Source organism: Enterobacter sp. 168J2, assembly GCF_034107265.1.
GTDB classification, from domain to species: domain Bacteria; phylum Pseudomonadota; class Gammaproteobacteria; order Enterobacterales; family Enterobacteriaceae; genus Enterobacter; species Enterobacter nematophilus.
This window is the reverse complement of record NZ_JAWNEB010000001.1, coordinates 958,880-983,305: the sequence shown is the minus strand read 5'-3', so window position 1 is coordinate 983,305 and position 24,426 is coordinate 958,880. Positions and strand designations below refer to the sequence as shown.

General features: G+C 60.6%; 22 protein-coding genes. 5 read left to right on the top strand and 17 right to left on the bottom strand.

Going from position 1 to position 24,426, the window contains the following annotated elements:
- The first annotated feature begins 106 nt into the window (after positions 1-106).
- Entirely contained in the window at positions 107-1,378 is a 1,272-nt protein-coding gene (locus USG84_RS04820; protein ID WP_320738186.1) for a serine hydrolase domain-containing protein, read from the top strand.
- On the opposite strand, the gene paaY is transcribed toward USG84_RS04820, so the two are convergent.
- The 13 genes from paaY to paaA form a co-directional block, all read right to left on the bottom strand.
- Complete coding sequence (gene paaY / locus USG84_RS04815; protein WP_151413827.1) at positions 1,287-1,883, bottom strand: phenylacetic acid degradation protein PaaY; 597 nt, start codon at positions 1,881-1,883, stop codon at positions 1,287-1,289. The two genes, USG84_RS04820 and paaY, sit on opposite strands and share 92 nt — an antisense overlap.
- Positions 1,884-1,892: 9 nt before the next feature.
- Positions 1,893-2,828, bottom strand: coding sequence for a phenylacetic acid degradation operon negative regulatory protein PaaX (paaX, locus tag USG84_RS04810; protein ID WP_021241337.1), 936 nt, complete (start codon positions 2,826-2,828; stop codon positions 1,893-1,895).
- 132 nt (positions 2,829-2,960) lie between these two features.
- Positions 2,961-4,277 carry a phenylacetate--CoA ligase PaaK gene (gene paaK / locus USG84_RS04805; protein WP_320726501.1) on the bottom strand — a complete coding sequence of 439 codons (1,317 nt, stop codon included), beginning with the start codon at positions 4,275-4,277 and terminating at the stop codon, positions 2,961-2,963.
- 26 nt (positions 4,278-4,303) lie between these two features.
- Positions 4,304-5,509 carry a 3-oxoadipyl-CoA thiolase gene (gene pcaF / locus USG84_RS04800; protein WP_320738185.1) on the bottom strand — a complete coding sequence of 402 codons (1,206 nt, stop codon included), beginning with the start codon at positions 5,507-5,509 and terminating at the stop codon, positions 4,304-4,306.
- Positions 5,509-5,931, bottom strand: coding sequence for a hydroxyphenylacetyl-CoA thioesterase PaaI (gene paaI, locus USG84_RS04795; RefSeq protein WP_151413828.1), 423 nt, complete (start codon positions 5,929-5,931; stop codon positions 5,509-5,511). Before paaI ends, pcaF begins: the two co-directional genes overlap by 1 nt.
- Positions 5,921-7,345, bottom strand: a complete 1,425-nt coding sequence (gene paaH / locus USG84_RS04790) for a 3-hydroxyacyl-CoA dehydrogenase PaaH (protein WP_320738184.1) — start codon at positions 7,343-7,345, stop codon at positions 5,921-5,923. Before paaH ends, paaI begins: the two co-directional genes overlap by 11 nt.
- A gap of 1 nt (position 7,346) precedes the next feature.
- Complete coding sequence (paaG, locus tag USG84_RS04785; RefSeq protein WP_154643313.1) at positions 7,347-8,135, bottom strand: 2-(1,2-epoxy-1,2-dihydrophenyl)acetyl-CoA isomerase PaaG; 789 nt, start codon at positions 8,133-8,135, stop codon at positions 7,347-7,349.
- A complete protein-coding gene (gene paaF, locus USG84_RS04780; protein WP_320738183.1) occupies positions 8,135-8,902 on the bottom strand; it encodes a 2,3-dehydroadipyl-CoA hydratase PaaF in 768 nt (255 codons plus the stop codon). Before paaF ends, paaG begins: the two co-directional genes overlap by 1 nt.
- Complete coding sequence (paaE, locus tag USG84_RS04775) at positions 8,899-9,969, bottom strand: 1,2-phenylacetyl-CoA epoxidase subunit PaaE (RefSeq protein ID WP_320738182.1); 1,071 nt, start codon at positions 9,967-9,969, stop codon at positions 8,899-8,901. Before paaE ends, paaF begins: the two co-directional genes overlap by 4 nt.
- 7 nt (positions 9,970-9,976) lie before the next feature.
- On the bottom strand, positions 9,977-10,474 hold the full coding sequence (gene paaD, locus USG84_RS04770; protein WP_151413829.1) for a 1,2-phenylacetyl-CoA epoxidase subunit PaaD: 498 nt from the start codon (positions 10,472-10,474) through the stop codon (positions 9,977-9,979).
- A gap of 11 nt (positions 10,475-10,485) precedes the next feature.
- The gene (paaC, locus tag USG84_RS04765) at positions 10,486-11,232 is read right to left on the bottom strand and encodes a 1,2-phenylacetyl-CoA epoxidase subunit PaaC (RefSeq protein ID WP_151413830.1); all 747 of its coding nucleotides are present in this window, start codon (positions 11,230-11,232) and stop codon (positions 10,486-10,488) included.
- Positions 11,233-11,240: 8 nt separating this feature from the next.
- A complete protein-coding gene (paaB, locus tag USG84_RS04760; protein WP_003857353.1) occupies positions 11,241-11,528 on the bottom strand; it encodes a 1,2-phenylacetyl-CoA epoxidase subunit PaaB in 288 nt (95 codons plus the stop codon).
- 12 nt (positions 11,529-11,540) lie between these two features.
- Positions 11,541-12,470 carry a 1,2-phenylacetyl-CoA epoxidase subunit PaaA gene (gene paaA / locus USG84_RS04755; RefSeq protein WP_320738181.1) on the bottom strand — a complete coding sequence of 310 codons (930 nt, stop codon included), beginning with the start codon at positions 12,468-12,470 and terminating at the stop codon, positions 11,541-11,543.
- A 285-nt stretch (positions 12,471-12,755) separates the two neighbouring features.
- On the opposite strand from paaA, the gene paaZ reads away from it, so the two are divergent.
- The 3 genes from paaZ (at position 12,756) to USG84_RS04740 (ending at position 18,492) form a co-directional block, all read left to right on the top strand.
- On the top strand, positions 12,756-14,798 hold the full coding sequence (gene paaZ / locus USG84_RS04750) for a phenylacetic acid degradation bifunctional protein PaaZ (RefSeq protein WP_320738180.1): 2,043 nt from the start codon (positions 12,756-12,758) through the stop codon (positions 14,796-14,798).
- Positions 14,799-14,993: 195 nt separating this feature from the next.
- Complete coding sequence (gene tynA / locus USG84_RS04745) at positions 14,994-17,267, top strand: primary-amine oxidase (RefSeq protein ID WP_320738179.1); 2,274 nt, start codon at positions 14,994-14,996, stop codon at positions 17,265-17,267.
- A gap of 118 nt (positions 17,268-17,385) precedes the next feature.
- Complete coding sequence (locus tag USG84_RS04740; RefSeq protein WP_320738178.1) at positions 17,386-18,492, top strand: GGDEF domain-containing protein; 1,107 nt, start codon at positions 17,386-17,388, stop codon at positions 18,490-18,492.
- A 99-nt stretch (positions 18,493-18,591) separates the two neighbouring features.
- Here the strand turns inward: USG84_RS04740 and USG84_RS04735 are convergent, their stop codons facing one another.
- Complete coding sequence (locus USG84_RS04735; protein ID WP_320738177.1) at positions 18,592-20,091, bottom strand: aldehyde dehydrogenase family protein; 1,500 nt, start codon at positions 20,089-20,091, stop codon at positions 18,592-18,594.
- Between the two features lie 241 nt (positions 20,092-20,332).
- On the opposite strand from USG84_RS04735, the gene feaR reads away from it, so the two are divergent.
- Positions 20,333-21,241, top strand: coding sequence for a transcriptional regulator FeaR (feaR, locus tag USG84_RS04730; RefSeq protein ID WP_151413879.1), 909 nt, complete (start codon positions 20,333-20,335; stop codon positions 21,239-21,241).
- Here feaR and USG84_RS04725 read toward each other — a convergent pair whose 3' ends face one another.
- The 3 genes from USG84_RS04725 to USG84_RS04715 are packed head-to-tail and all read right to left on the bottom strand — an operon-like array spanning position 21,242 to position 24,388.
- Positions 21,242-21,559 carry a YdbL family protein gene (locus USG84_RS04725; RefSeq protein WP_266178121.1) on the bottom strand — a complete coding sequence of 106 codons (318 nt, stop codon included), beginning with the start codon at positions 21,557-21,559 and terminating at the stop codon, positions 21,242-21,244.
- Between the two features lie 7 nt (positions 21,560-21,566).
- Positions 21,567-21,752 carry a YnbE family lipoprotein gene (locus tag USG84_RS04720; RefSeq protein WP_080327221.1) on the bottom strand — a complete coding sequence of 62 codons (186 nt, stop codon included), beginning with the start codon at positions 21,750-21,752 and terminating at the stop codon, positions 21,567-21,569.
- On the bottom strand, positions 21,749-24,388 hold the full coding sequence (locus USG84_RS04715; RefSeq protein WP_151413831.1) for a YdbH family protein: 2,640 nt from the start codon (positions 24,386-24,388) through the stop codon (positions 21,749-21,751). The genes USG84_RS04720 and USG84_RS04715 overlap by 4 nt, the downstream gene beginning before the upstream one ends.
- Positions 24,389-24,426: the final 38 nt, after the last annotated feature.

Genomic DNA, 24,426 nt, shown 5'->3' with positions numbered 1-24,426 from the left:
ACCGTGACCACCCACGCGGCGGCCTCCGTACAGAAAGTTTACATTCACACAGGCTAAGTGTGATACATTCCCGCCGCGCCAATGACCATCACACTCGCTATCAGGTATGCAGAACATCATTAAAAAAATTTGCTGGCTTCTGCTTACCATCCCACTACTCAGCGGTTGTGGCACGCTTTCGCAAATGTCCTCCCCGGAAGGTACCCAGGAACTCCTCACCCATGAATCGCTGGATGGCGACGTTGACAGCGTGGTGCGTCACTACATGGCGCAAAAATCCGTTCCAGGAATGACGGTCGCGGTGATCCATAATCACGGCTCACCGCAGTTTTATACCTGGGGCGTTACCGATGCGGTCAATCGTTACCCGGTCAGGCCAGATACCCTGTTCGCACTCGGCTCGCTCAGCAAAGGGATCACGGCGGAAGTGGTGGCCTGTCTGGTCAGTGAGGGGCAACTGAACTGGAACGACAGCCTGGCAACATTGCTACCGGCGGGAACGCCGCTGAGCAAAGATGCACAAAAAATCACCCTGCTGGAGCTGGTAACCCACACCTCCGGCCTTCCGCGCCAGAATATGGATGTTCCGATGCTCGGAAAATTCATCCGCTACTTAAGCACGGGTGATAACTTCTACGGTGATCTGGACAGCGATAACGTGCTGAACTATCTCGCCAGCTGGCGCGCGCCGAAGGATAAAACGCCGCAATACTCCAATACCGGCTACGCCCTGATTGGCTATATCCTGAAGCACAAAACCGGGGAAGATATTCAGAGTTTAGCCTCGCGCTATATTTTCCGTCCGCTGCACATGGCTAACAGCAGCTTTACGCCACAGAAGCTCAAAGGATACCCGCAGCGGGCGCTCGGCCACGCGGGCGATCAGCCAAAATTTATCCCGCGCGGGCAGCTGACGCCGGACTGGCATTTTTCCAACAACATGGTGGCGGCAGCGAGCTTATACAGCAACGCCGAAGATCTGGCGGCCTATGCCCGCTATCACGTCTCTACGACCCACAATTCCTTGCTGGACAGCGTCTTTGACGAAGTCAGAAATACCGATATTCAACGCCCCGACGGGGTGCAGGGCATTGCCTGGACCACCGACTTTATCGGTCTGGAAAAAATCACCTATCAGGTCGGCTATATCGGCGGCTACTCCAGCTTTATCGGCTATGACAAAGAAAAAGGTAATGCGGTGGTGGTGCTGCAAAATACCTTTAACTGGAGCAACTATATTGGCATCGCGCTATTGATGGATATGGCGAAAAAAGACGGCCTTACCCCTACACCGCCGACTTCGGCCTTAAATTCTCATCAAACGTCAGCCGTTTCCGGTCAGGCTCAGCCTCGCGCAGCGGCTCAACCTGATGCATAGTTAGCTTGCAGCGCTCCACCAGCACCTGATACTCCCGCGTGCCCTGCCGCTTCCACGCCAGCTCCTGCTCGCTCAGCTCGCGAATCGCTTTGGCCGGGCTGCCGATAATCAAGTAGTTGGCAGGCATCTCCGCTTTCGCTTTAACGAACGCCGCCGCGCCGACGATGCTGTTTTCACCGATGACCGCCCCGTCCATCACCACCGCGTTCATGCCCACCAGCGCGTTACGGCGGATGATGCAGCCGTGCAGGATGGCGCTGTGGCCGATATGCCCGTCCTCTTCCACCACCGTGTCCTGCTCAGGGAAGCCGTGCATCACGCAGTTATCCTGAATGTTTGCCCCGTCTTTCACCACGATGCGGCCAAAATCGCCGCGCAGGCTGGCGTTAGGACCAACATAAACGCCTTTACCCAAGATCACGTCGCCAATCAGCACCGCCGTTGGGTGAACATAGCTCTCGTCAGGCACCACCGGCGTCAGACCGTCAATTTGATAAACTGGCATCTTCACTCCTTATGCGCTTGTAAGGCCACCAAAGCGTTGATAGTAGAGCGTGCCGGGTACGGGCAGCTCGCCCACGGAGGTTTCACCCTTCTCGCTGACAAACGCCAGCGCCCCCGGCGCGACACGCTGATAGATATTAATGCAGAGCTGACGGGCGCTTTGTCCCGCCCAGTGCGCGGGCAGTAACTCCTCCGGCAGCAGCGGATCTTTCAGCACCACGCGACGATAAAAATGAATCAGCAGCAGCTGGATCTGGAAGCAGCGCTCCGGCGTCAGCTCCTCCGGCGCGGCCTCCTTCAGCAGCGGCAGCAGCGGGCGAAACGAGTTGATAAAGGACTCGTACATTGCATTTTGCTCGGTTAGCTGCCAGCACTCTTCCACCCGCGAACGCAGCGCCGCGCGGGAGAGCGCCAGCGGCGAGTGGGCTTCAAAGAAAATCACGTTTTCCGCCACGCCGGCGTCGTGAAGCAGGGACTGCACGTCCGCCAGATGCTGCGACGGTGAGGCCATCAGGCTCGGCGCCAGCGTGCCAAACCCCTGCCAGATCAACTGTTTTTTGACGTCGGCAAGGGTGGTTTTATCCAGCCCTTCGGAGAGCAGCAACAGCCATTTGCCGTCCCAGGCGGGCAGCTCTGCGCGATAGATCTTATTCTCCGCGCGACGCGTCAGGCGCAGCCCTTTGTCGCTCAGGCGGTAAAAGCTGCGTCGCCCGATGCGGGAAACGTCCAGCCAGCCCTCTTTGTTGAGGCGAAACAGCGCGGTGCGCACGAAGCGCTCGCCAAATCCCATGCCTTCCAGTAAGGCTGCCAGGCTGCCGAGCCAAATTTCGCCGCCGCGGTGTGAAAGTGCGTCACCGTATAGCGAGGAGATAAGCGACGTTCCGCTGACGGGAACCGAGCTGACCGCGTGCTGGATAAAGGCGTCGAGTTTATTCATGTGATTCATTCTGTTGTTATTTTTGTCCTGGATGAATCATAGCATAGGATTCTGGGATAGCCCCTCACCCTAACCCTCTCCCAAAGGGAGAGGGAACTTTTACACCCTCTCCCTTTGGGAGAGGGCTGGGGTGAGGGAAACTCAACCGTTGGCCGCAATTTTACGCAAATCAAACACCCGGCAGGCTTTCCCCTCCGAGCGCGGAATGCTGCCGCAGTTCACAATCATCACGTCGGTGGAAATCCCCACCATCGACTTAATGCGGTGGCGCAGCTGGTGGCACACCTGGCAACGCTGCTCGTGCGTCAGCGTTAAGCTGCTCTCTTTCAGCTCCACCTTCACGGAAAGTGAATCAAGATGCCCGCGACGGTTCACCTCCAGCTGGTAGTGCGGAGAAAGGTGTTCGAACTTCACGATCTCCTCTTCAAGCTGCGACGGGAAGACGTTGACGCCGCGGATGATCAGCATATCGTCGCTGCGGCCGCTGATGCGGTCCATGCGCCGCATGCTGCGCGCGGTGGCCGGGAGCAGGCGCGTCAGGTCGCGGGTGCGGTAGCGGATCACCGGCAGCGCCTCTTTGGTCAGCGTGGTGAACAGCAGTTCGCCCTGCTCGCCGTCGTCCAGCGGCGTGCCGTCGTTCGGGTTGACGATCTCCGGGTAGAAATGATCTTCCCAGATGGTCGGGCCGTCGGCGGTTTCGATACACTCCATCGCCACGCCCGGCCCCATCACCTCGGAGAGGCCATAAATATCCAGCGCCGTAATGCCTAAGCGTTTTTCGATTTCGCGACGCATGGCCTGCGTCCACGGCTCGGCGCCGAAAACGCCCACGCGCAGGGAGCAGCCGCTGGCGTCGCCGCCCATCTGGCGCTCCAGCTCCTCAATCAGGTTGAGGCAGTAGGATGGCGTCACCATGATCATGTCCGGCTGGAAATCACGGATCAGCTGCGCCTGTTTCTCCGTCTGGCCGCCGGACATCGGGATCACCGTCGCGCCTAAACGCTCGGCGCCGTAGTGCGCCCCCAGCCCGCCGGTAAACAGGCCGTAGCCATACGCCACGTGAATTTTGTCCTTCGCGCTGCCGCCCGCGGCGCGCAGGGAGCGGGCCACCAGATTGGCCCAGTTGTCGATGTCGCCCTGCGTGTAGCCGACAACGGTCGGTTTGCCGGTGGTGCCGGATGACGCGTGAATGCGCACCACCTGCTCCATCGGCACGGCAAAGGTATCGAAAGGATAGTTATCCCGCAGGTCCTGCTTGGTGGTGCACGGAAATTTGCGGATATCCGCTAGCTCTTTGAAATCGTCAGGGTGAACGCCCGCGGCGTCAAACTTGCGTTTGTACATCGGCACGTTGTTATAGGCGTGGTGCAGCGTCCATTTCAGACGCGCGGTCTGCAGCGCCTGCAGTTCATCAAGGGAGGCCGTTTCAATCGGATCAAGCTTTGTTGTATTTGTCATTGTAGGGTGCTCACATTGTAATTTGATCAAACGCGCTCAAGGATCACGGCAATGCCCTGACCCACACCGATGCACATCGTACACAGCGCGTAGCGCCCGCCGCGTCGGTGCAGTTCATTACTCGCGGCCAGCGCCAGCCTGGCGCCGCTCATGCCCAGCGGGTGGCCCAGCGCAATCGCGCCACCGTTCGGGTTGACGTGCGCGGCATCACCCGGCAGGCCCAGCTGACGCAGCACGCCCAGCGCCTGCGCGGCGAACGCTTCGTTAAGCTCGATCACGTCCATATCGTTAATGCTGAGTCCGGCGCGCTCCAGCACCTTGCGCGTGGCGGGTACCGGGCCGAGCCCCATCAGACGTGGCTCCACGCCCGCCGTCGCCATCGCTACGATCCGCGTGCGCGGGACTAACCCCTGCGCCAGCGCCATCTGCTCGCTGGCGACGATCAGCGCCGCCGCGCCGTCGTTGACCCCGGAGGCATTTCCCGCCGTAATCACCCCGTTCTTACGAAACGGCGTTTTTAGCCCGGCAAGCTGCTCAAGCGTGGTGTCCGCGCGGGGATGTTCATCTTCGCTGAACTCGGTGACCGCCCCTTTTTTGCCCGGCACCCGCACCGGCACAATCTCCTGCGCCAGAATGCCGTTCTGCTGCGCCTGCGCGGTACGCTGCTGGCTGCGCAGCGCGAACGCGTCCTGATCGGCACGGCTGATATTTAACAATTCAGCTACATTCTCTGCCGTTTCCGGCATACTGTCAGTTCCGAATTGCTGATGCATGAGCGGATTCACAAATCGCCAGCCGATGGTGGTATCAAAGATCTCCGCCTGACGCTGGAACGCGGCGGTGGCTTTGCCCATCACAAACGGCGCGCGGGACATCGACTCCACGCCGCCCGCGATCAGCAGGTCGCCGTCGCCCGCCTTAATGGCGCGTGCGGCAAAACCAATCGCGTCCAGCCCCGACCCGCACAGGCGGTTAATGGTGGTTCCGGACACCGTCTGCGGCAGCCCGGCGAGCAGCGACGACATGCGCGCCACGTTGCGGTTATCTTCCCCCGCCTGGTTGGCGCAGCCGAAGATCACGTCATCAATCCGCTCCAGATCGAGCTGCGGATAGCGGGCTAGCAGCGCGCGCAGCGGCACGGCGCCGAGATCGTCGGTCCGAACGGCGGAAAGTGCCCCGCCGTAGCGCCCCACCGGGGTTCGAACGCCATCACAAATAAATGCGTCACGCATCAGGCCTCTCCTGTCACATTGCCGCCGATGCGGTGAGATTTTCCGCGAAAAAGAGCGACGGTTTTCTGTTGCTGGTTCTGAATTTCAATGTCGTACACGCCGGTCAGCTTGCCCTGATGCTTCACCCGCGCGGTGGCGGTGAGCGTATCCCCGGCAAAGCCCGGACGCAGAAAATCAATCGAGCAGCCGGAGGCCACCGCCGCCAGCCCCTGGCTGTTGCAGGCGTAGGCAAAGGCGGTGTCTGCCAGAGAAAACAGCTGTCCGCCGTGGCAGGTTTTATGGCCGTTGAGCATCTGCGGGGTGATGGTCATGGACACCACCGCGTAGCCTTCATCCATGTCGACAATGTCCATCCCCATCGCCTGCGCGCAGGCGTCCCGTTCATACATGGCGCGGGCGTTATGCCAGGCGTTATGACTCATAGCTACTCTCCAGAAGCGCGCGCTGGCGCAGCAGGGAACAGGGGCGATAGCGCTCTTCGCCGTAATGACGCTGCAGGTTCTCCAGCAGCGTCAGCAGGCGCTGCCAGCCCAGACGCTCGCCCCAGGCGATTGGCCCGCTCGGGTAGTTGACGCCGAGGTGCATGGCGGTATCGATGTCCTTCTCGCTGGCGACTCCTTTTTGCAGGGCATCCAGCGCTTCGTTGGCAATCATCGCCACCGTGCGCCAGACCAGCAGGCCGGGATAATCGGCAATCTGCACCACCCGGTGCCCCTGCTGCTGCAGGTAGCGGATGGCTTTTTGCGTCGCGGTATGCGGGTTGCTGGCGGCTGCGGCAATCACCGCCACGTCGCGCTCGATGCGGTCCACCACCACCACCGGGCCGTTAAGCCGCAGCGCCAGAGCCTGCGCGGTTTCGCCCTGCGTTTCGATCAGGTACACATCATCAATTTCGGTGACGCCGTCACGTCTTTTTTCCACCCGCATCGGGCTGTAGCTGTCGTTCACAGCCTGCACCCACTGCACGGCGGGTTTGTCACCCTGCCAGTCGTAAACGCCCTTCCCGCTCTTTTTGCCCAGCCTTCCCGCCAGCACCAGCTCCTGCTGCACCAGCGAGGGCAGAAAACGACGCTCCTGCCAGAAGGCGTTAAATACCGAGCAGGTCACCGCAAAGTTGACGTCCTGACCGATCATGTCGGTCAGCTCCAGCGGCCCCATCGGGAAACCGCCGCCTTCACGCAGGGCGGCGTCAATTACCTCCGGCGCAGCCACCTGCTCTTCCAGCGCGCGCCAGGCCTCGGAATAGAACGGACGCGCGACGCGGTTGACGATGAACCCCGGCGTTGACTGGCAGCGCACGGGCTGTTTGCCCCAGTTCAGCGCCAGCTCGCACAGCGCGTCGGCCACTTCCGGAGAGGTCGCCAGCCCGCTCACCACCTCCACCAGCTTCATTACCGGCGCCGGGTTAAAGAAGTGCAGCCCGGCGACGCGCTCCGGATGGTGGATGTCCGCGGCAATCGCCGTGACGGAGATGGAAGAGGTATTGCTGGTCAGCACCGTCTGAGGCGGGCAGATTTCTGCCAGCTGCGCAAAAAGCGTCTTTTTCACCTCCAGCCGCTCAGAGGCCGCTTCAATCACCAGATCGGCGGCGGAGAGCGCGGTGATATCCGTAACCGGAAGCAGCCGGGCGAGGATCTGGCTCCCGGCATCGGCGGAGAGTTTTCCGCGCGTCACCCGGGAGGCCAGACGCTGGCGGATCCCGTCGATGGCGCGGGATACCGCATCGCTGGAGATGTCGTAGAGCAGCACCTGATGCCCGTGGCTGGCCGCCACTTCGGCAATCCCGGCGCCCATCGTGCCGCTGCCAATCACGGCGACAGTCCGTATGTTCAGCATCTTATTTCCCCGTAAAGTTCGGCGCGCGCTTCGCGAGGAAGGCGCTGACGCCCTCGCGGTAGTCGTCGCTGCGCCCGGCCAGGCGCTGATAGTCGCGCTCCAGGTCAAGCTGCGCGTCCAGGGTGTTGGTTTCCGCGGCGTTGATCGCCTGCTTGATCAGCCCCAGCCCGAAGGTCGGTTGAGAAGCAAAATGCAGCGCCATCTGCTGCGCGGTGGCGGAGAGCTGGTCGTCGTCCACCACCTGCCAGATCATCCCCCACGCCTGCGCCTGTTCGGCGCTGAGCTTGTCGCCGAGCAGCGCCAGCCCCATGGCGCGGGCGCGTCCCGCCACGCGCGGCAGCAGCCAGGTACCGCCGCAGTCCGGCACCAGGCCGAGCTTGCTGAAGGCCATCACAAAGTTGGCGGAACGGGCGGCAATCACCATGTCGCACCCGAGCGCCAGCGTGGCACCGGCACCCGCCGCCACGCCGTTAACGGCACAAATGACCGGTTTCGGAAGCTTTGCCAGGCGGCGCACCAGCGGGTTATAGAAGGTTTCTACAGACATTCCCAGATCCGGCGCCGGGCCGTTGGGGTCGACGTTGCGGTCGTTCAGATCCTGACCGGCGCAGAAGCCGCGTCCCGCCCCGGTGAGCAGCAGGCAGCGAACGGCGTCATCGCGCTCGGCCTGCTTCAGGCACTCGGCAAGCTGCTGGTGCATCACGTCGTTAAAGCTGTTCAGACGCTCCGGACGGTTCAGCGTAATGGTCATTACGCCCTGTTCTACGTGACTGAGAATAAATTCCACAATTAGCGTCCTTTAAAGTCGGGGGTGCGTTTTTGTAAGAAGGCGTCGATCCCTTCCCGGCGGTCTTCGGTGGCGGAAAGCAGCGTAAACAGCTGGCGCTCCTGCGCGAGCCCGGCCTGGAGCGGCACTTCCTGAGACTGGCGCAGCGCCTGCTTCGCCGCCTGCAGCGCCAGCGGCGAGTGGCGCGCCATCAGCGCCGCCTGCTTCAGGGCATACTCCAGCGTCAGCGCTGCGGGGAAAACGTCGCTCACCAGCCCGGCATTCAGCGCCTGCTGCGCGGAGAGGCTCTCGCCGGTCAGCACCATTTTGCTGGCAAGGGATTTACCCACGCTGCGGATAAGACGCTGGGTGCCGCCCGCGCCGGGCATAATGCCCAGCGTGATTTCCGGCAGTCCGAAACGGGCGTTGTCGCCCGCAATGACCACGTCGCACAGCAGCGCCAGCTCGCAGCCTGCGCCCAGCGCGAAGCCGTTAACGGCGGCGATCAGCGGTTTGTTAAACGCGTTAATGCGTCCCCACAGCTGCGGGCGGATATCGTTCAGGGTGGCGGGCAGGTCTTTCTCCGCCATTTCGTTGAGATCGGCCCCGGCGGCAAAGCAGCGCTCGCTGCCGTAAATTACGCAGACGGCGATGTCGGCATCCACGGCGGCAGCCTCAAGCTGCTCGGCAAGCTGCGCCAGCAGCGCATTGTTGAGGGCGTTGCGCGCCGCCGGACGGTTCAGCGTCAGCTGCAGCACGCGGTCATGACGGGTAACAATCAGTTCGCTCATGCCATCCCCTTCGCGTCAAAGTCGACAATCACGTCGGCGGTCAACGGCAGCGACTGACAGCTCAGCACGTATCCGGCGGCCAGCTCGTCCGGCTCCAGGCTGTAGTTGGTTGCCATGTCCACCTTGCCGCGCAGCACTTTGCATTTGCAGGTGGCGCACACGCCGCCCTTGCAGGCGTAAGGAAGATCCGCCCCCTGGCGCAGGGCGGCATCAAGAATGCTTTCGTCGTCCGCCGTCAGGGTGATTTCACGGTCGCGCCCGTCCTGGCGCACGGTCACTTTTTGACCTTCCGCCTGTACGTGCACCGCACGCTTCACGGTGATTCCTGAGGTGTTAAAGCGCTCAAGGTGAATGGATTTTTCCGGCATCCCCAGCGCCCTCAGCGTCGCTTCGGCGTCGTCCATCATCGCCGACGGGCCGCAGATAAACGCCTCGTCGTACTGGCGGAAGTTGATCAGGGTTTTCGCCAGCGCCTGCAGCTTTTCCCCGTCGATGCGGCCAAAGAGCAGATCGCTGTCCAGCCGCTCCTGGCTGAAGATGGAGAGCAACTGTAAACGCTGCGGGTATTTGTCCTTCAGGTCCGCCAGCGCCCGGCGGAACATCATGCTCTGGCTGCTGCGGTTGCCGTAGATCAGGGTGAAATGGCTGTTGGATTCGGTCGAAAGCGTGGCGGAGATAATTGCCAGCATCGGGGTGATCCCGGAGCCTGCGGCAATCGCCAGGTAGTGGCCTTCACGGTCAGCCTGCGGCTGGTAGCCAAACTGCCCCTGAGGAACCATCACCTCCAGCGCCATGCCCGCTTTGATCTCATCCCGGGCATAGCGGGAAAAGCGCCCGCCGTCGATGGCTTTGACCGCCACGCTGATCTCACCCGGCGCGGTGCTGCGGCAGATGGAGTAGCAGCGGCGCAGCTCGTCCTTACCCAGCGTCGTTTTCAGGGTCAGGTGCTGGCCGGGACGGAAGCGGTAGGCCTCCTGCAGCGCCTGCGGCACCGCGAAGGTGATGGTCACCGCGTCGCGGGTTTCAGGCTCCACTTTTGCCACTGTTAATGAATGAAACGTTGTCATGGCAGCCTCAAATACATTTGAAATAGTCGAAGGGCTCGCGGCAGGTATTGCAGCGGTAGAGCGCTTTGCAGGCCGTCGAACCGAATTCACTGATAAGGGAGGTGTCGGTGCTGGCGCAGCGCGGGCAGCTCACCTCCGCCGGGGCGTGCGCGTGGCAGCTATGGCCCACGGGCGGGCTGATGCCGTACGCCCGCAGGCGCTCGCGCGCGTCGGCGGTCATCCAGTCGGTGGTCCAGGCGGGTTCAAGCTGGAGCACAATGTGCACCGGGGTAAAGCCGCGCCTGGTCATCGCGTCGCGGATCGCCCCCAGCAGGTGCTCCGTTGCCGGACAGCCCGAGTAGGTTGGCGTGAAGCCAATCACCCAGCCTTCCCCCTGCGCCTTCACGCTGCGCACCATGCCTAAATCGGTGATGGTTAACACCGGCACTTCCGGATCGGGGATCTGGCTTAACAGCGACCAGATCTCTGGTATTTGCGCGGGCGCGATGTCGACGAGGCGTTGCATAGCGTTCTCCTTTACCACTGCTGACCGGGATACGCGCGCTGGAGATACTGCATTTCCGCCAGCATCGGGCCCAGATGTTCGGTATGGAGCCCCTTTTTGCCTCCGGTGCGGTACGCCACCTCTGCGGGAACCTGCAGGCAGGCTTCTTTCAGACCAGCAAACACTTCGCTTTCCCACGGCTGGCGCAGGAGGCGCGGGTCAACCGCCACGCCGGCGTCAGTCAGCTCAAGCTCGACGGCATCGGCGTCAAACAGCTCCGCCGTAAACCGCCACAGGCTGTCGATGGCCTGCTGCATTTTTTGCGCGGACGTGTCGGTCCCGTCGCCCAGCCGCGCCAGCCAGCCGCGGCTGAAGCGCAGGTGGTAGCGCGCCTCTTTAATCGCTTTGGCGGCAATGGCGGCCAGCTGGCCGTCGCTGCTCTGAGTCAGACGTTCGTACAGCGCCACGTTCCAGGCGTCCATCAGGTACTGGCGGGCAATGGTGTCGGCGAAGCTGCCGTTCGGCTGCTCCACCAGCAGGACGTTGCGGAACTGGCGTTCGTCGCGGCCAAACGCCAGCGTGTCTTCATCGCCCTGGCCTTCTGATTGCGCGGCATAGGCCAGGAAATTGCGCGCCTGCCCCAGCAGGTCGAGGCCGATATTGGCGAGCGCGAGGTCAATTTCCAGCTCCGGCGCGTGGCCGCACCAGGCGCCGAGACGCTGGGAGAGCACCAGACCGTTGTCGCCCAGACGCAGGGCATAGGCAGTCACTGAGTTCATTCTTTGCCTCACATATGCTCGATGCCGTCAGGGATGGTGTAGAACGTCGGATGGCGGTAAACCTTGCTTTCCGCCGGGTCGAAGAACTCGCCGCTCTCTTCCGGCTGGGAGGCAACAATCTCGCTCGCCTTCACCACCCAGATAGAGCACCCTTCGCTGCGGCGGGTGTAGGCATCGCGCGCATTTTCCAGCGCCATGCGATCGTCGGCGGCATGCAGGCTGCCCACGTGACGGTGCGATAACCCCTGTTTGCTGCGTACGAACACTTCGTACAGCGGCCAGTAGACATTGCTCATGGTTATTTCCTCTTATGCGGCCTGACGGGTACGTTGTTTTTCGGCGTGCGCCAGCGCGGCTTCCCGCACCCACGATCCGTCGTCCCAGGCCTTGCGTTTCGCGGCCAGACGTTCGTGGTTACAGATGCCGCGCCCGTTAATGACCTCGTCAAACTCCTGCCAGTCGATCTCGCCGAAGCGGTAGTGGCCGCTCTCTTCATCAAAACGCAGGTCCGGATCCGGCACCGTCATGCCGAGCATCTCCACCTGCGGCACCGTGTTGTCGACAAAGCGCTGGCGCAGCTCGTCGTTACCGAAGCGTTTAATTTTCCAGGCCAGGCTGCGGGCACTGTTCGGCGAGTTGTCGTCGTTCGGCCCGAACATCATCAGCGCCGGCCACCAGAAGCGGTTGATGGCGTCCTGCAGCATCTGACGCTGCGCTTCACTGCCCTGCGCCAGCGCCATGCAGGCCTCAAAGCCCTGACGCTGGTGGAAGCTCTCTTCTTTACAGATTTTCACCATCGCGCGGGCATACGGGCCGTAGGAGGTACGGCACAGCGCCACCTGGTTAACGATGGCGGCGCCGTCCACCAGCCAGCCAATCACGCCAATGTCGGCCCAGCTCAGGGTCGGGTAGTTAAAGATGGAGGAGTATTTCATCTTGCCGTCGAGCATCTTCTGGTAGATGTCTTCCCGCGCGCAGCCCAGCGTTTCCGCCGCGCTGTAGAGGTAGAGCCCGTGCCCGGCTTCGTCCTGCACTTTCGCCAGCAGAATGGCTTTACGGCGCAGCGTCGGCGCGCGGGCTATCCAGTTCCCTTCCGGCAGCATGCCGACAATTTCGGAGTGCGCGTGCTGACCAATCTGGCGGATCAGCGTTTTACGGTAGGCGTCCGGCATCCAGTCCTGAGGCTCAATCGCCGTCTCCTGCGCTATGCGCTGCTCAAACCGTTGTTCTTGCGTCACGTCATCACCTTTATGATTCGTTAGTGTGCGAATTAAAGAGAAATGTTGAATCACTTTGTTTTTTAAAAGTTACACAAAGGTTAAATATAACCCCAAGAATTGTTTCCCGGTTTTGTGATGCTGCTCGCAAGGCTTTTACTTCAGGCCTTTTACAAAGCGCCTTCACGCGAGGCGATTCGTCCAGCCAGATCACAACGTTAACAATTCATTAAAAACACAGCTTGATTTTTATGATTCACGATCAAACTATTAATAGTGAAATCACGAAACATTTGGAGATAAGCGATGCAGCAGTTAGCCAGCTTCTTGTCCGGTACCTGGCAGTCTGGCCGGGGCCGCGAACGCGCGATTCATCACGCCATCAGCGGCGAAGCACTCTGGGAAGTGACCAGCGAAGGGCTGGACATGGCGGCCGCCCGTCGCTATGCCATTGAGCATGGGGGCGAAGCATTGCGCGCCATGACCTTTATCGAACGTGCCGCCATGCTGAAAGCGGTGGCGAAACACCTGCTCGGCGAAAAAGAGACGTTTTATGCCCTGTCCGCCCAGACGGGCGCGACCAAGGCGGACAGCTGGGTCGATATTGAGGGCGGCATCGGCACCCTCTTCACTTACGCCAGCCTGGGCAGCCGCGAGCTGCCGGACGACACGCTGTGGCCGGAAGATGAGCTTATCCCCCTCTCGAAAGAAGGCGGCTTTGCGGCGCGCCACGTCCTGACCTCGAAGTCCGGCGTAGCGGTGCATATCAACGCCTTTAACTTCCCCTGCTGGGGGATGCTGGAAAAACTCGCGCCGACCTGGCTTGCCGGGATGCCCGCCATCATCAAGCCCGCCACCGCTACCGCGCAGGTGACGCAGGCGATGGTCAAATCCATCATGGACAGCGGACTGGTGCCGGACGGCGCCATTAGCCTGATTTGCGGCAGCGCGGGCGATCTGCTCGACCAGCTCGACGGCCAGGACGTGGTGACCTTTACCGGCTCAGCCAGCACCGGGCAAAGCCTGCGCGTGCACCCGAATATTGTGGCGAATTCGATACCGTTCACTATGGAAGCCGACTCCCTGAACTGCTGCGTGCTGGGTGAAGACGTCACGCCGGAGCAGCCGGAGTTTGCCCTGTTCATTCGGGAGGTGGTCCGCGAAATGACCGCCAAGGCCGGGCAGAAATGTACCGCCATTCGCCGGATTATCGTCCCGCAAAGCCAGGTTGATGCCGTCAGCCAGGCGCTGATTGCCCGTCTGGAAAAGGTCGTCGTTGGCGACCCGGCGCAGGAAGGGGTGAAGATGGGGGCGCTGGTCAACGCCGAGCAGCGCGCGGACGTGCAGGAGAAAGTGGACCGGCTGGTCGCCGCAGGCTGCCAGATCCGTCTGGGCGGCAAAGCGGATCTGCAGGCCGCGGGGGCGTTCTTCCCGCCAACCCTGCTGTTCTGCCCGCAGCCGGATGAAACCCCGGCGGTGCACGATACAGAAGCCTTCGGCCCGGTCGCCACGCTGATGCCGTATCGCAGCGCAGACCACGCCATGCAGCTTGCCCGCGCGGGCGGCGGCAGCCTGGCGGGGACGCTTGTCACCGCAGATTTGACCCTTGCCCGCCAGTTTATCGCCGGCGCGGCGCGCGCCCACGGGCGTATCCAGATCCTTAACGAAGAATCATCAAAAGAATCTACCGGCCACGGCTCCCCGCTGCCTCAGCTGGTGCACGGCGGCCCTGGCCGCGCGGGCGGCGGCGAAGAGCTGGGCGGCCTGCGCGCGGTGAAGCACTACCTGCAGCGCACCGCGATTCAGGGTAGCCCGTCGATGCTGGCCGCCATCGGCAAACAGTGGGTGCGCGGCGCGGCGGTGCAGGAAGATCGCGTCCATCCGTTCCGTAAATACTTTGAGGAGCTGCAGCCGGGCGACAGCCTGCTGACGCCGCGCCGCACGCTGACGGAGGCGGACATCGTGAACTTTGCCTGCCTGAGCGGGGACCACTTCTATGCCCATATGGACAAGATCGGTGCGGCAGAGTCGATCTTTGGCGAGCGCGTGGTCCACGGCTACTTCCTGATCTCCGCCGCGGCGGGACTGTTCGTTGATGCAGGCGTCGGGCCGGTGATTGCCAACTACGGCATGGAAAACCTGCGCTTTATCGAGCCGGTTAAGCCGGGCGACACCATCCAGGTGCGTCTGACCTGCAAGCGCAAAACGCTGAAGAAACAGCGTACCGCCGAGGAAAAACCGACCGGCGTGGTGGAATGGGCGGTTGAGATTTTCAATCAGCACCAGCAGGCCGTGGCGCTCTACTCCATTCTGACGCTGGTGGCGCGCCAGCGGGGTGATTTCAGCTAACGTCACCCCTCACCCTGACCCTCTCCCCAACGGGGAGAGGGGATTGATCTGCACGACCCTGTGATTCATCCCCGCTCTTTTTTTAACCTGGCAAGACCAACAAATAACCTGGCAGATGCAGGCAAACGCTTTTCTCAGGCGCCTGTCAGGATAAGGCTGTCACAACACAATAAACACAACAAGATGAGGTCTACGATGGGAAGCAATTCTTCTTTTTCTGCCCGTAGAACGGCACTGGCCATGGCCGTTGCGCTGTGTTGCGCCTGGCAATCCCCTGTTTTCGCCCACGGCAGCGAGGCGCATATGGTCCCGATGGACAAAACGCTGCAGGACTTTGGCGCGGACGTGCAGTGGGATGATTACGCACAGATGTTCACCATTGCGAAGGACGGTGCCTTTGTAAAAGTCAAACCGGGCGCAAAGACGGCCATCGTCAACGGTCAAACCCTCAAGCTTGAGGTGCCGGTAGTGATGAAGGGCCAAAAAGCCTTTATCTCAGAGACCTTCATCAACGACGTTTTCCAGTCCGGGCTCGATCGGACCTTCCAGGTTGAAAAACGCCCTCACCCGCTAAACGCGCTGACGGCGGACGAAATTAAGCAGGCCGTCGAGATTGTGAAAGCCTCTGCGGATTTTAAACCCAATACCCGCTTTACCCAGATCGCCCTTGCGGAACCAGAGAAAGCCAAAGTGTGGGACTTTGTGCTCAACGGTACGGCAGTGGATGCCCCTCGTCAGGCGAAAATCGTCATGCTCGACGGCAAGCACGTTATCGAAAGCGTGGTGGATCTGAAGGATAAAAAAATCCTGCGCCGGGAAGCGGTAAAAGACGCGCACGGCATGGTGCTGCTGGATGATTTCACCGCGGTGCAGCAGATTATCAACGAGAGCACGGAGTTTGCCGAGGTGCTTAAAAAACGCGGCATCACCGACCCGAAAAAAGTGATTACCACGCCGCTGACCGTCGGCTATTTCGACGGTAAAGACGGCCTGAAGCAGGAAGACCGCCTGCTGAAGGTGGTGAGCTATCTGGACGTCGGCGACGGCAACTACTGGGCGCACCCGATCGAGAACCTCGTGGCCGTGATCGACCTTGAGCAGAAGAAAATCCAGAAGATTGAGGAAGGTGCCGTTGTGCCGGTTCCCCTGACCCCGCGTCCCTATGACGGCCGCGACCGCATAGAGACGCCGAAAAAACCGCTCGACATCATTGAGCCGGAAGGCAAGAACTACACCATAACCGGCGACATGGTGCACTGGCAGAACTGGGATTTCCACCTGAGCCTGGACTCCCGCGTCGGCCCGATGATTTCAACCGTCACGTATAGCGACAACGGCAAAAAGCGCCAGGTGATGTATCAGGGATCGCTCGGCGGCATGATTGTCCCTTACGGCGATCCGGACGTGGGCTGGTACTTCAAGGCCTATCTCGACTCCGGCGACTACGGCATGGGCACCCTGACCTCGCCTTTGGTGCGCGGTAAGGACGTGCCGTCCAACGCCGTAATGCTCAACGAAACCATCCCGGACTACACCGGCACGCCGATGGAGATCCCGCGCGCGATCGCCATTTTCGAACGCTACGCGGGGCCGGAATATAAACATCAGGAGATGGGCAAGCCGAACGTCAGCGCCGAGCGTCGCGAACTGGTGGTGCGCTGGGTGAGTACCGTGGGCAACTACGATTACATCTTCGACTGGGTGTTCCATGAAAACGGCACCATCGGCATTGATGCCGGCGCGACGGGTATTGAAGCGGTGAAAGGCGTTCAGGCGAAAACCATGCATGACGCCACCGCCAAAGACGACACAAAGTACGGCACGCTGATCGACCATAACATCGTGGGCACCACCCATCAGCACATCTATAACTTCCGTCTGGATATGGACGTGGACGGCATCAACAACAAGCTGGTGGCGATGGATCCGGAGGTGAAGCCGAATACCGCTGGCGGCCCGCGCACCAGCACCATGCAGGTCAATCAGTACGATATTGATACCGAACAGCAGGCGGCGCAGAAGTTTGACCCGGGCACCATCCGCCTGTTGAGCAACACCAGCAAAGAGAACCGCATGGGCAACCCGGTCTCGTACCAGATTATCCCTTACGCGGGCGGTACTCATCCGGTAGCGACCGGCGCGAAATTTGCCCCGGACGAGTGGATTTACCATCGTCTGAGCTTTATGGATAAGCAGCTGTGGGTGACGCGCTACCACCCGGATGAGCTGTATCCGGAAGGGAAATTCCCGAACCGCTCCATCCACGACGCGGGTCTCGGTCAGTACAGCAAGGATAACGAATCGCTGAACGACCAGGATGACGTGGTCTGGATGACCACCGGCACCACCCACGTGGCGCGCGCGGAAGAGTGGCCGATCATGCCGACGGAATGGGTGCACACCCTGCTTAAACCGTGGAATTTCTTCGACGAGACGCCAACGCTTGGGAAGAAAAAAGACGAAAAATAACCACCTGCCGGGCAATTGCCCGGTTTTTTTTACCCCAGCGTTTGAGGATCGTCCGGGCTTGCTTATAGTTACTGATATCTCACCTGAATGATTTATCCCCCGGACGGGAAAGGATTTTATGGAAAAAAGAAAAAAACCGACGCTGGAACGGGCAACCTGGCCTACGCGCCACGCCATGGTCATGCACGGGCTGGCGATGAACCTGCCCTGGCTGGCCTTCGTCAACATCAGCTTCGCCGTGATGATTCTGCTGCGACACGTCCTGCTTAACGCCAGCGATCCGCTTTATCCCCACTTGCCGCATATGATGAAAATGGTCGACGCCTCGATGCTCGGCATTATTATCCTTTCGGCTGCGCTGATCCTTATGGCCTGGCGGCGCATCGCCGGTATCAGCGTGGTGTTGTTTATCTGTAGCGCTATCTGGTCGATATCCTCCTTCTGGTTTATCACCGATTTACTGCTGCCTCACGTCTGGCCGCTGTGCGTCATTTTATTACTCGCAGGGTTAACGGCGCTCTACTTTTACCCTCAGGGGCTGCTCGCCTTCGTGCTCCCGCTCTGGATAACCCTGCCGATTGCCAGCTGGGCACTGAATGATGGCCTTAATCTTCACTTCGTTATCATCTGGAGCGTCTTTTCGCTGATCCTCATCTGCGGGCGTTTCATCCTGTTAAGCTGGTTTGACGAGGCCTGGCGACGTAACCAGCAAAACCAGCTGCTGATCTCACGACTGGATGCGCTGGCGCATCAGGATCCGTTAACCACAACCGCCAACCGCCGGAAGATGGAAGTGGTGCTGGAGAACGCGGTTGAGCAGAAGAAACCGTTCTCGCTGATTATGCTGGATATCGACTATTTCAAACGCTACAACGACACCTACGGTCACCAGGCGGGTGACGACTGTCTGACGCGCGTGGCGCGGGTGCTGAAGCAGTCGGTGCGAACGCCCGACGACGTGGTGTCTCGCTACGGCGGCGAGGAGTTTGTGGTGATCCTGTTTAACTGCCCGGAAAATATCGCGGAAAAAGTTGCGGTACGCATTCAGGATGGCCTGCGCGCGGAGTCAATACCGCACAGCGCGTCAGACGTCAGCGATCGTGTCACCGTCAGCATGGGGATTGCGGGTATGGTCGAGGGCTTAGCCGGCACCGAGATCATCGCCCGCGCCGATGCGGCGCTGTATCGGGCGAAGGAGGCCGGGCGGGATCGGTGGTCGCTTTGAATAAAGCCGGGTGCGGCCTGATGCCCTCATCCTGACCCTCTCCCACAGGAGAGGGAACAAACACTAAAAAGGCAACCTCCCGGTTGCCTTTTGCTTTTACTAGTAGCGCACGCAAACCGACTTGGATTCGCACCAGCCGTCCAGCCAGTCCGGGCCAAAGTCGCGTCCTGTACCGGACTGCTTCATCCCGCCGAACGGCAGGTTGGCGTCAATCAGCGTATGGCTGTTCACCCAGACAGTGCCCGCCTGCAGCCTGTCGGTATACTCCAGCGCCTTGCTGATGTTCTGCGTCCAGACGCTGGCCGTCAGGCCATATTCGGTGTCGTTTGCCAGCTGGAGCGCCTCTTCTCCATCGGATACCCGCACCAGGTTGACCACCGGACCAAACACCTCTTCACGGGTTAGCCGCAGCGCGGCATCCGGGTTCACCACCAGCGTAGGCGACACGTAATAGCCTTTACCTTCCGGACCCCGGTTACCGACGATCAGCTCCGCGTTGCGCGACGTCGCCTCGTCGAGGAAGGTCTGCACCTTATCGCAGTGCGCGCGCGACACCAGCGGGTTGATAAACGCCTCCGGCGACATGCCCGGCCCGACGCTCAGGGATTTCACCGCCTGTTCGAACCCGCTCACCAGCGTGTCAAATAGCGGCGCTTCAATGTAGATGCGCGAGCTCGCCGCGCATACCTGCCCCTGGTTCAGGAAGCTGCCGGTCATTAATCCTTCTATCACCCACGCGGGGTCCGCATCCTTCAGCACGATGGCCGGGTTTTTCCCACCCAGCTCCAGGGTCACCCCGGTTAGCGTGTCCGCCGCCGCGCGGGCAATTTGCTTACCCGTCGCCGTTGAGCCGGTAAAGCTCACCTTCGCGATATGCGGGTGCGAGGTTAGCGCTGCGCCACACACCGCGCCGCTCCCGGTCACCACGTTGAATACCCCGTCCGGGATGCCCGCTTCGCTGGCCAGCTCCGCCACGCGCAGCAGGGTCAGCGGCGTGGTTTCAGAAGGCTTGATGACAATTGAGCAGCCCGCGGCCAGCGCAGGCATCACTTTCCACATTCCAATCATCAGCGGGAAGTTCCACGGCACAATCCCGGCCACCACGCCGACCGGCTCCTTACGCGTCCACGCCTGATAGCGCGCGCCCTGCGGCAGCGGGATGGAGAGGTCGAGGGTTTTGCCCGCAATTTTGGTGGTCAGCCCGGCGGTATAGCGCATCCAGTTGAGGGTGCAGCCGACTTCAAAAGCCCGGGAAATGTTAATTGATTTGCCCTGCTCCAGCGTTTCAAGCTGGGCCAGCTCCTCGCCGTGCTGTTCGACCAGATCGGCGAAATAGAGCAAGATCCGCTCGCGCTCCGCCGGTAATTTCCCGGCCCAGCAGCGGGTAACAAAGGCGCGCCAGCCGGACATGACGGCCCGGTCAACGTCATCGACGCTGGCATCGGCTGTCGAGGCAATCACCTCGCCCGTGGCCGGGTTATAGACGTTTAGCCGCTTTTCGCTGTCCGACGCGGCCTGACGCCCTTCAATCCACAGGCCGTGGTGTCGGTCTAAAAACTGCTGCACGGCAGGCAGAATAGCCACCGGTGATTCAGACATTGGATACTCCTTCGTTATTCTTCGCAGGGTGTTCATCCAGTCTATGTGGGGTTTTGCATTCTCGCTTTTGTCTCTGTGACATTCGCTTTGCCACCTGTGACAGGTGCCGCAAATCGCGATAATCGCCGCTTATATCGCTGTTACCGGTGAGTGTTCTTTCCTATAGTCAGCCTCATAGCTCAGACAAAATGCAACACAAATGCAACAATGCGAAAACGTTGACGGTGCAGCGAGAGAAACGATGGCGTGTGCAAGCGAGCAGGAACAGTATCAGCAGTGGCTGGCGCAAATTAACCAGGTTTGCGGGCGTTTTAACGCCCAGCCCACCGAAGGCAAATTCTTCGGCGAACTGGAGACCAGCTACGCGCGCAGCCTGAAGCTCAGTACCGTCACCGCAGGCGGCGTTAACCTGTTCCGATCCCGTCAGGAGATCGCGCAGAGTAACGATGCGTGGTTCTATACCGTGTTCCAGCTTGAAGGCAGCGCGCAAGTTGAGCAGGATGCGCGGCGCGCGGTGCTCAGAACCGGGGATATCACGCTGATTGACGCCTCGCGCCCCTGCTCGATCAACTGGCAGGAAAAGTCCCGCCAGATTTCGCTGCTGGTTCCCCGTCAGATTATCGAGCAGCAGTGCCGCTTTCAGGAAATAAGCTGCGCGCTCGCCCTATCCCGCTCGTTGCCCACGGTACAGCTGAGCCATCGCCTGCTGATGGAGAGTATGAACAACCCCGACCTGAGCGACCGGGAGAGTGAAGCGGCGCTTGAGGCGATGGTCTGCCTGCTGCGCCCCGCGTTCCAGCAGCGCGACGTGATCCAGCCGCGCAAGGAGCGTCAGTTTCAGCACGTGGTGGCGCTGATTGACAACCATATTCAGTCTGAATCGCTGCGCCCGGAATGGATTGCCGCCGAGAGCGGAATGTCCGTGCGCAGTCTCTACCGCATGTTTGCCGAAAAGGGACTGGTGGTAGCGCAGTACATTAAAAACCGTCGTCTGGATCTCTGCGCGCAGGAATTGCAGTCAACCGGCGATGATGAAAAGCTGGCGGGCATTGGCTACAGCTGGGGATTCACCGACCATAGCCACTTTTCAACGGCCTTTAAGCAGCGTTTTGGCGTCTCGCCGGGGGAATACCGCAAGCGCTACCGCTAGCTATTTTTTCAACCACTTACCGTTAATGCCCTTCACGTACTCGCCCGGCTGCGCGCGGGCCACCAGCTTTTGCCCCGCCATTTTCGCCACTTCATCCACCGGCAAATTGTTGCTGTCGGCCAGCTTCTGGTAGCTCTCCGTGCGCGCCGCGTTAATGCGATTCACCAGCGACAGCGTTTCGGCATCCTGTTGGATCGGGGCCAGGTAACCGCTCAGGGTTTCCCCCACCCGCCCCTGCGCGCGGGCATCGTTTAAGGTCAGGGCAGCCGCCTGCGCGTTCATTCCCAGAGCCAGTAAAATCAAAGCTACTCGTTTCATGGCGTCCTCAGAACAGATCGCTGCGCGATTTCAGCAGGGTTTCAACGTCTTTATCGACCTTAATGTGGATCTCGTGTTCGATTTTGACATTCATGTTGATGGTAATCGGCTCCTTTGGCGCAGCGACTTCAATGCGCGGCGTACAGCCGGTCAGTAGCGCGGCAACGGTGAGCGCACCAGCCATCTTTTTCATTGTTGTTCCTCACTTTCCTTGCCGGTCGAACTGCGGAGACCGGGAATCGCCGCGTGTTGCTCAAACCAGGTTTGCAGGTTGTCTCCAAAACGCAGGCTGCGCCAGAGGGTAAAGACATTCTCGTCATGGGTATAGTTCAGATTGACGGAGCTGCTTTTGCCGTCCACGCGGCTGGTCCCCTTAATGGTCGCCTGCATGGTTAATTCACCCAGGTTATCTAAATTGATTTTCGTCCACGACCGCGAGATTTCCATATAGCGGAGCCAGTTAATCGCCGCGCCCGCGACCATATTATCCTTCACGATGGCGTCTGCCGTATCTTTGTCGATGCGCAGCGTCATTGGCCCCGGGTTGGTCAGCCAGCCATCTTTAATGATCCATTTTTCATTGTCCAGCCAGAACGGCAGCGCCCCGCTCACCGGGCCCGACAGGGTAAACTGCTTCGGGTTGACGGCGCTAATCAGCTCGCTTGAGGAGATATTGTCCACGCGCAGCAGAGCCGGATCGTGCTGCGGCATCCGCAGCTGCTGCATGGTGATCTTCCCGCCGAGCGTTTCCACCTTAACGTTGGTGAGCAGCAGCGGGTTGTCCTCCGTCCAGGGGTAATTCCCCTGCAGGTCCGCGGTAATGTTGCGCGCGGTCACCAGGTTTTCCACTTCGCCAATGCGCAGCGTGACCGGGCCGCGCGTGCCCAGGGACCATGTCCCCTCGCTGAAGCGGAACGGCAGCACAAAATCGACGCCGTTGATCTGGTTATCCGGCATCCAGGCGCTGCCTGATTTCAGCACGCCATGTCCGCCCGCCTCAAAGCCCTGATCGGGGGCCGCCGAGAAGGCAACCTGCGCATAGAGCTCCCCGTCACGCAGCGTCATTTTCCAGTCCGGCGGGACCAGCGGCTGGAAGACGGTGAGCGACTGTTTTGGCCACCAGGCCTGTCCGCGAAGGCGCTCCCCATCCCAACGACCGTTCACCTGCACCGGGCCGATGGCGTCCGCGTGCAGGTTACCCTTAAACTGGAAAATGGTCGGGTCGGTGCCGTCGACGCTGAAGGTCAGGACCGACGGCGGCAAAACGCTGCCGCCGGAGAAACGGGTTTGCCCGGCATTGAGCGACAGCGCGCCGCTGAAGGTTGGCTTCTCGGGATCCCGGACCCAGCGCACCGGTTGCTCCAGCGCCAGGCGAGGCTTGCTGACGTCCATCGTGCCGTACTGGAGCTTGTCAAAACCGGTGGAGAGCGCCGTCAGCTCAATGAGGTTGTCGCGCCACTCGCCTTTCCCGGCGACATCCCAGCGGGCATTCATCGGCGTAAAACGCCCTTTGCCCCAGTAGCGCCACTGCCACAGGCCGTTATCGGGTAAAAAGTCGTTGGCCTGCCCGTCCAGATGGAGTTCAAAATCGCCCATCTCGTTTTCATGGGCGCGCAAAATAGCCTGCAGACGACCGTCCACGCCCTTTTGGGTGAGCTTCACGCCCGCCAGAGGCCAGCGGATTTCATCGATATCAAGCGAGTCAATAATGCGCCCGCGTGAGCGAAGCAGCGCGCCCGGCGCAAAGGCCAACTGCGGTTCATACAGGCTGCCGGTGAGTTTTGCCGGCAATTTGGCGTAAAGAATCAGATCGTTTTGCTTCGCCTCGCCGCTCAGATGCAACGGCATGTCGCTGTTTTCCATGCTGAGCCTGCCCGGCCCGATATTCAGTACCGCGTTGCCTTTCCCTGCGTCACCGCGCGTAAGCACATTCAGCCGTCCGGTCAGGGTGGTTTTCTCCAGCCCCTGCTGCCAGCTGTCGGCGCGAAGGGAAACCCGGCCGCTCAGCGGCATACCCGAAAGACCCCAGTTCCAGCGCCCGTCGCTGATGTTCAGCTGTTCCGCCGTGATCTGCCACGGCAGGTCGAGAAGCGGATCGGGGTTATCCCGCGCCATCACCACCAGCTGTCCCTGATTGTCTTCCCAGTCCAGATCGGCATCGACCAGAGACGTTAACTGTGGCACGTTAAAGGTCGCGACCGCGTGGCCTTTCACCGGCACGCCGTCCGGCACCAGCGGCAAGGTAAACTCGCCCACCAGCTTAATCGGCTGCGGCTGGTCAGGGAGCTGAACATCAAACTGGCTGACCGAGAGCGTCTGGCCTCGAAGCGTGCCTTTGATGCTGACCTGTTCGCCTTTATAGGCGATCTCCTGAACGGATGGCGTCAGCGACGCATTAAGCTCGCCCTGCCACTGCTGCCAGGGCGAGAGCGTCAGACGGTGAATGGTGAGCCAGGTGTTCGGTAACACCGCCTGCCACTGGGCCAGCGTTTTTGGGGCGACGGTTGAGGGCGCAGACTGGGGAATCTTGCTCAGACAGACGGCGTTAAGATCCAGCGAGCCGATATCCAGCTTCCAGCGGCTCGGATGTGACAGCGTCACGTTATCGATGCGGGCAATCTCGCACTCTTCAACCAGATAGCGGAGATCGGGGATCACCAGCGCGTGACGGGTGAGTTTGGGGCTCTCTTCAAAAGCGATGCGCGTTCCAACCGGAAGCCAGATCCCGGCGAGCGTCGGCACCCACTGGGCGAGCGTCATCAGCAGCGTCAGCGGCACCAAAATCAACAGCAGTAAAACCGCAATGGCGGCTTTGTATTTACCCTTCATGGGCAGTTAATATCCTGATTTTTCGAAAGAATTAAGCC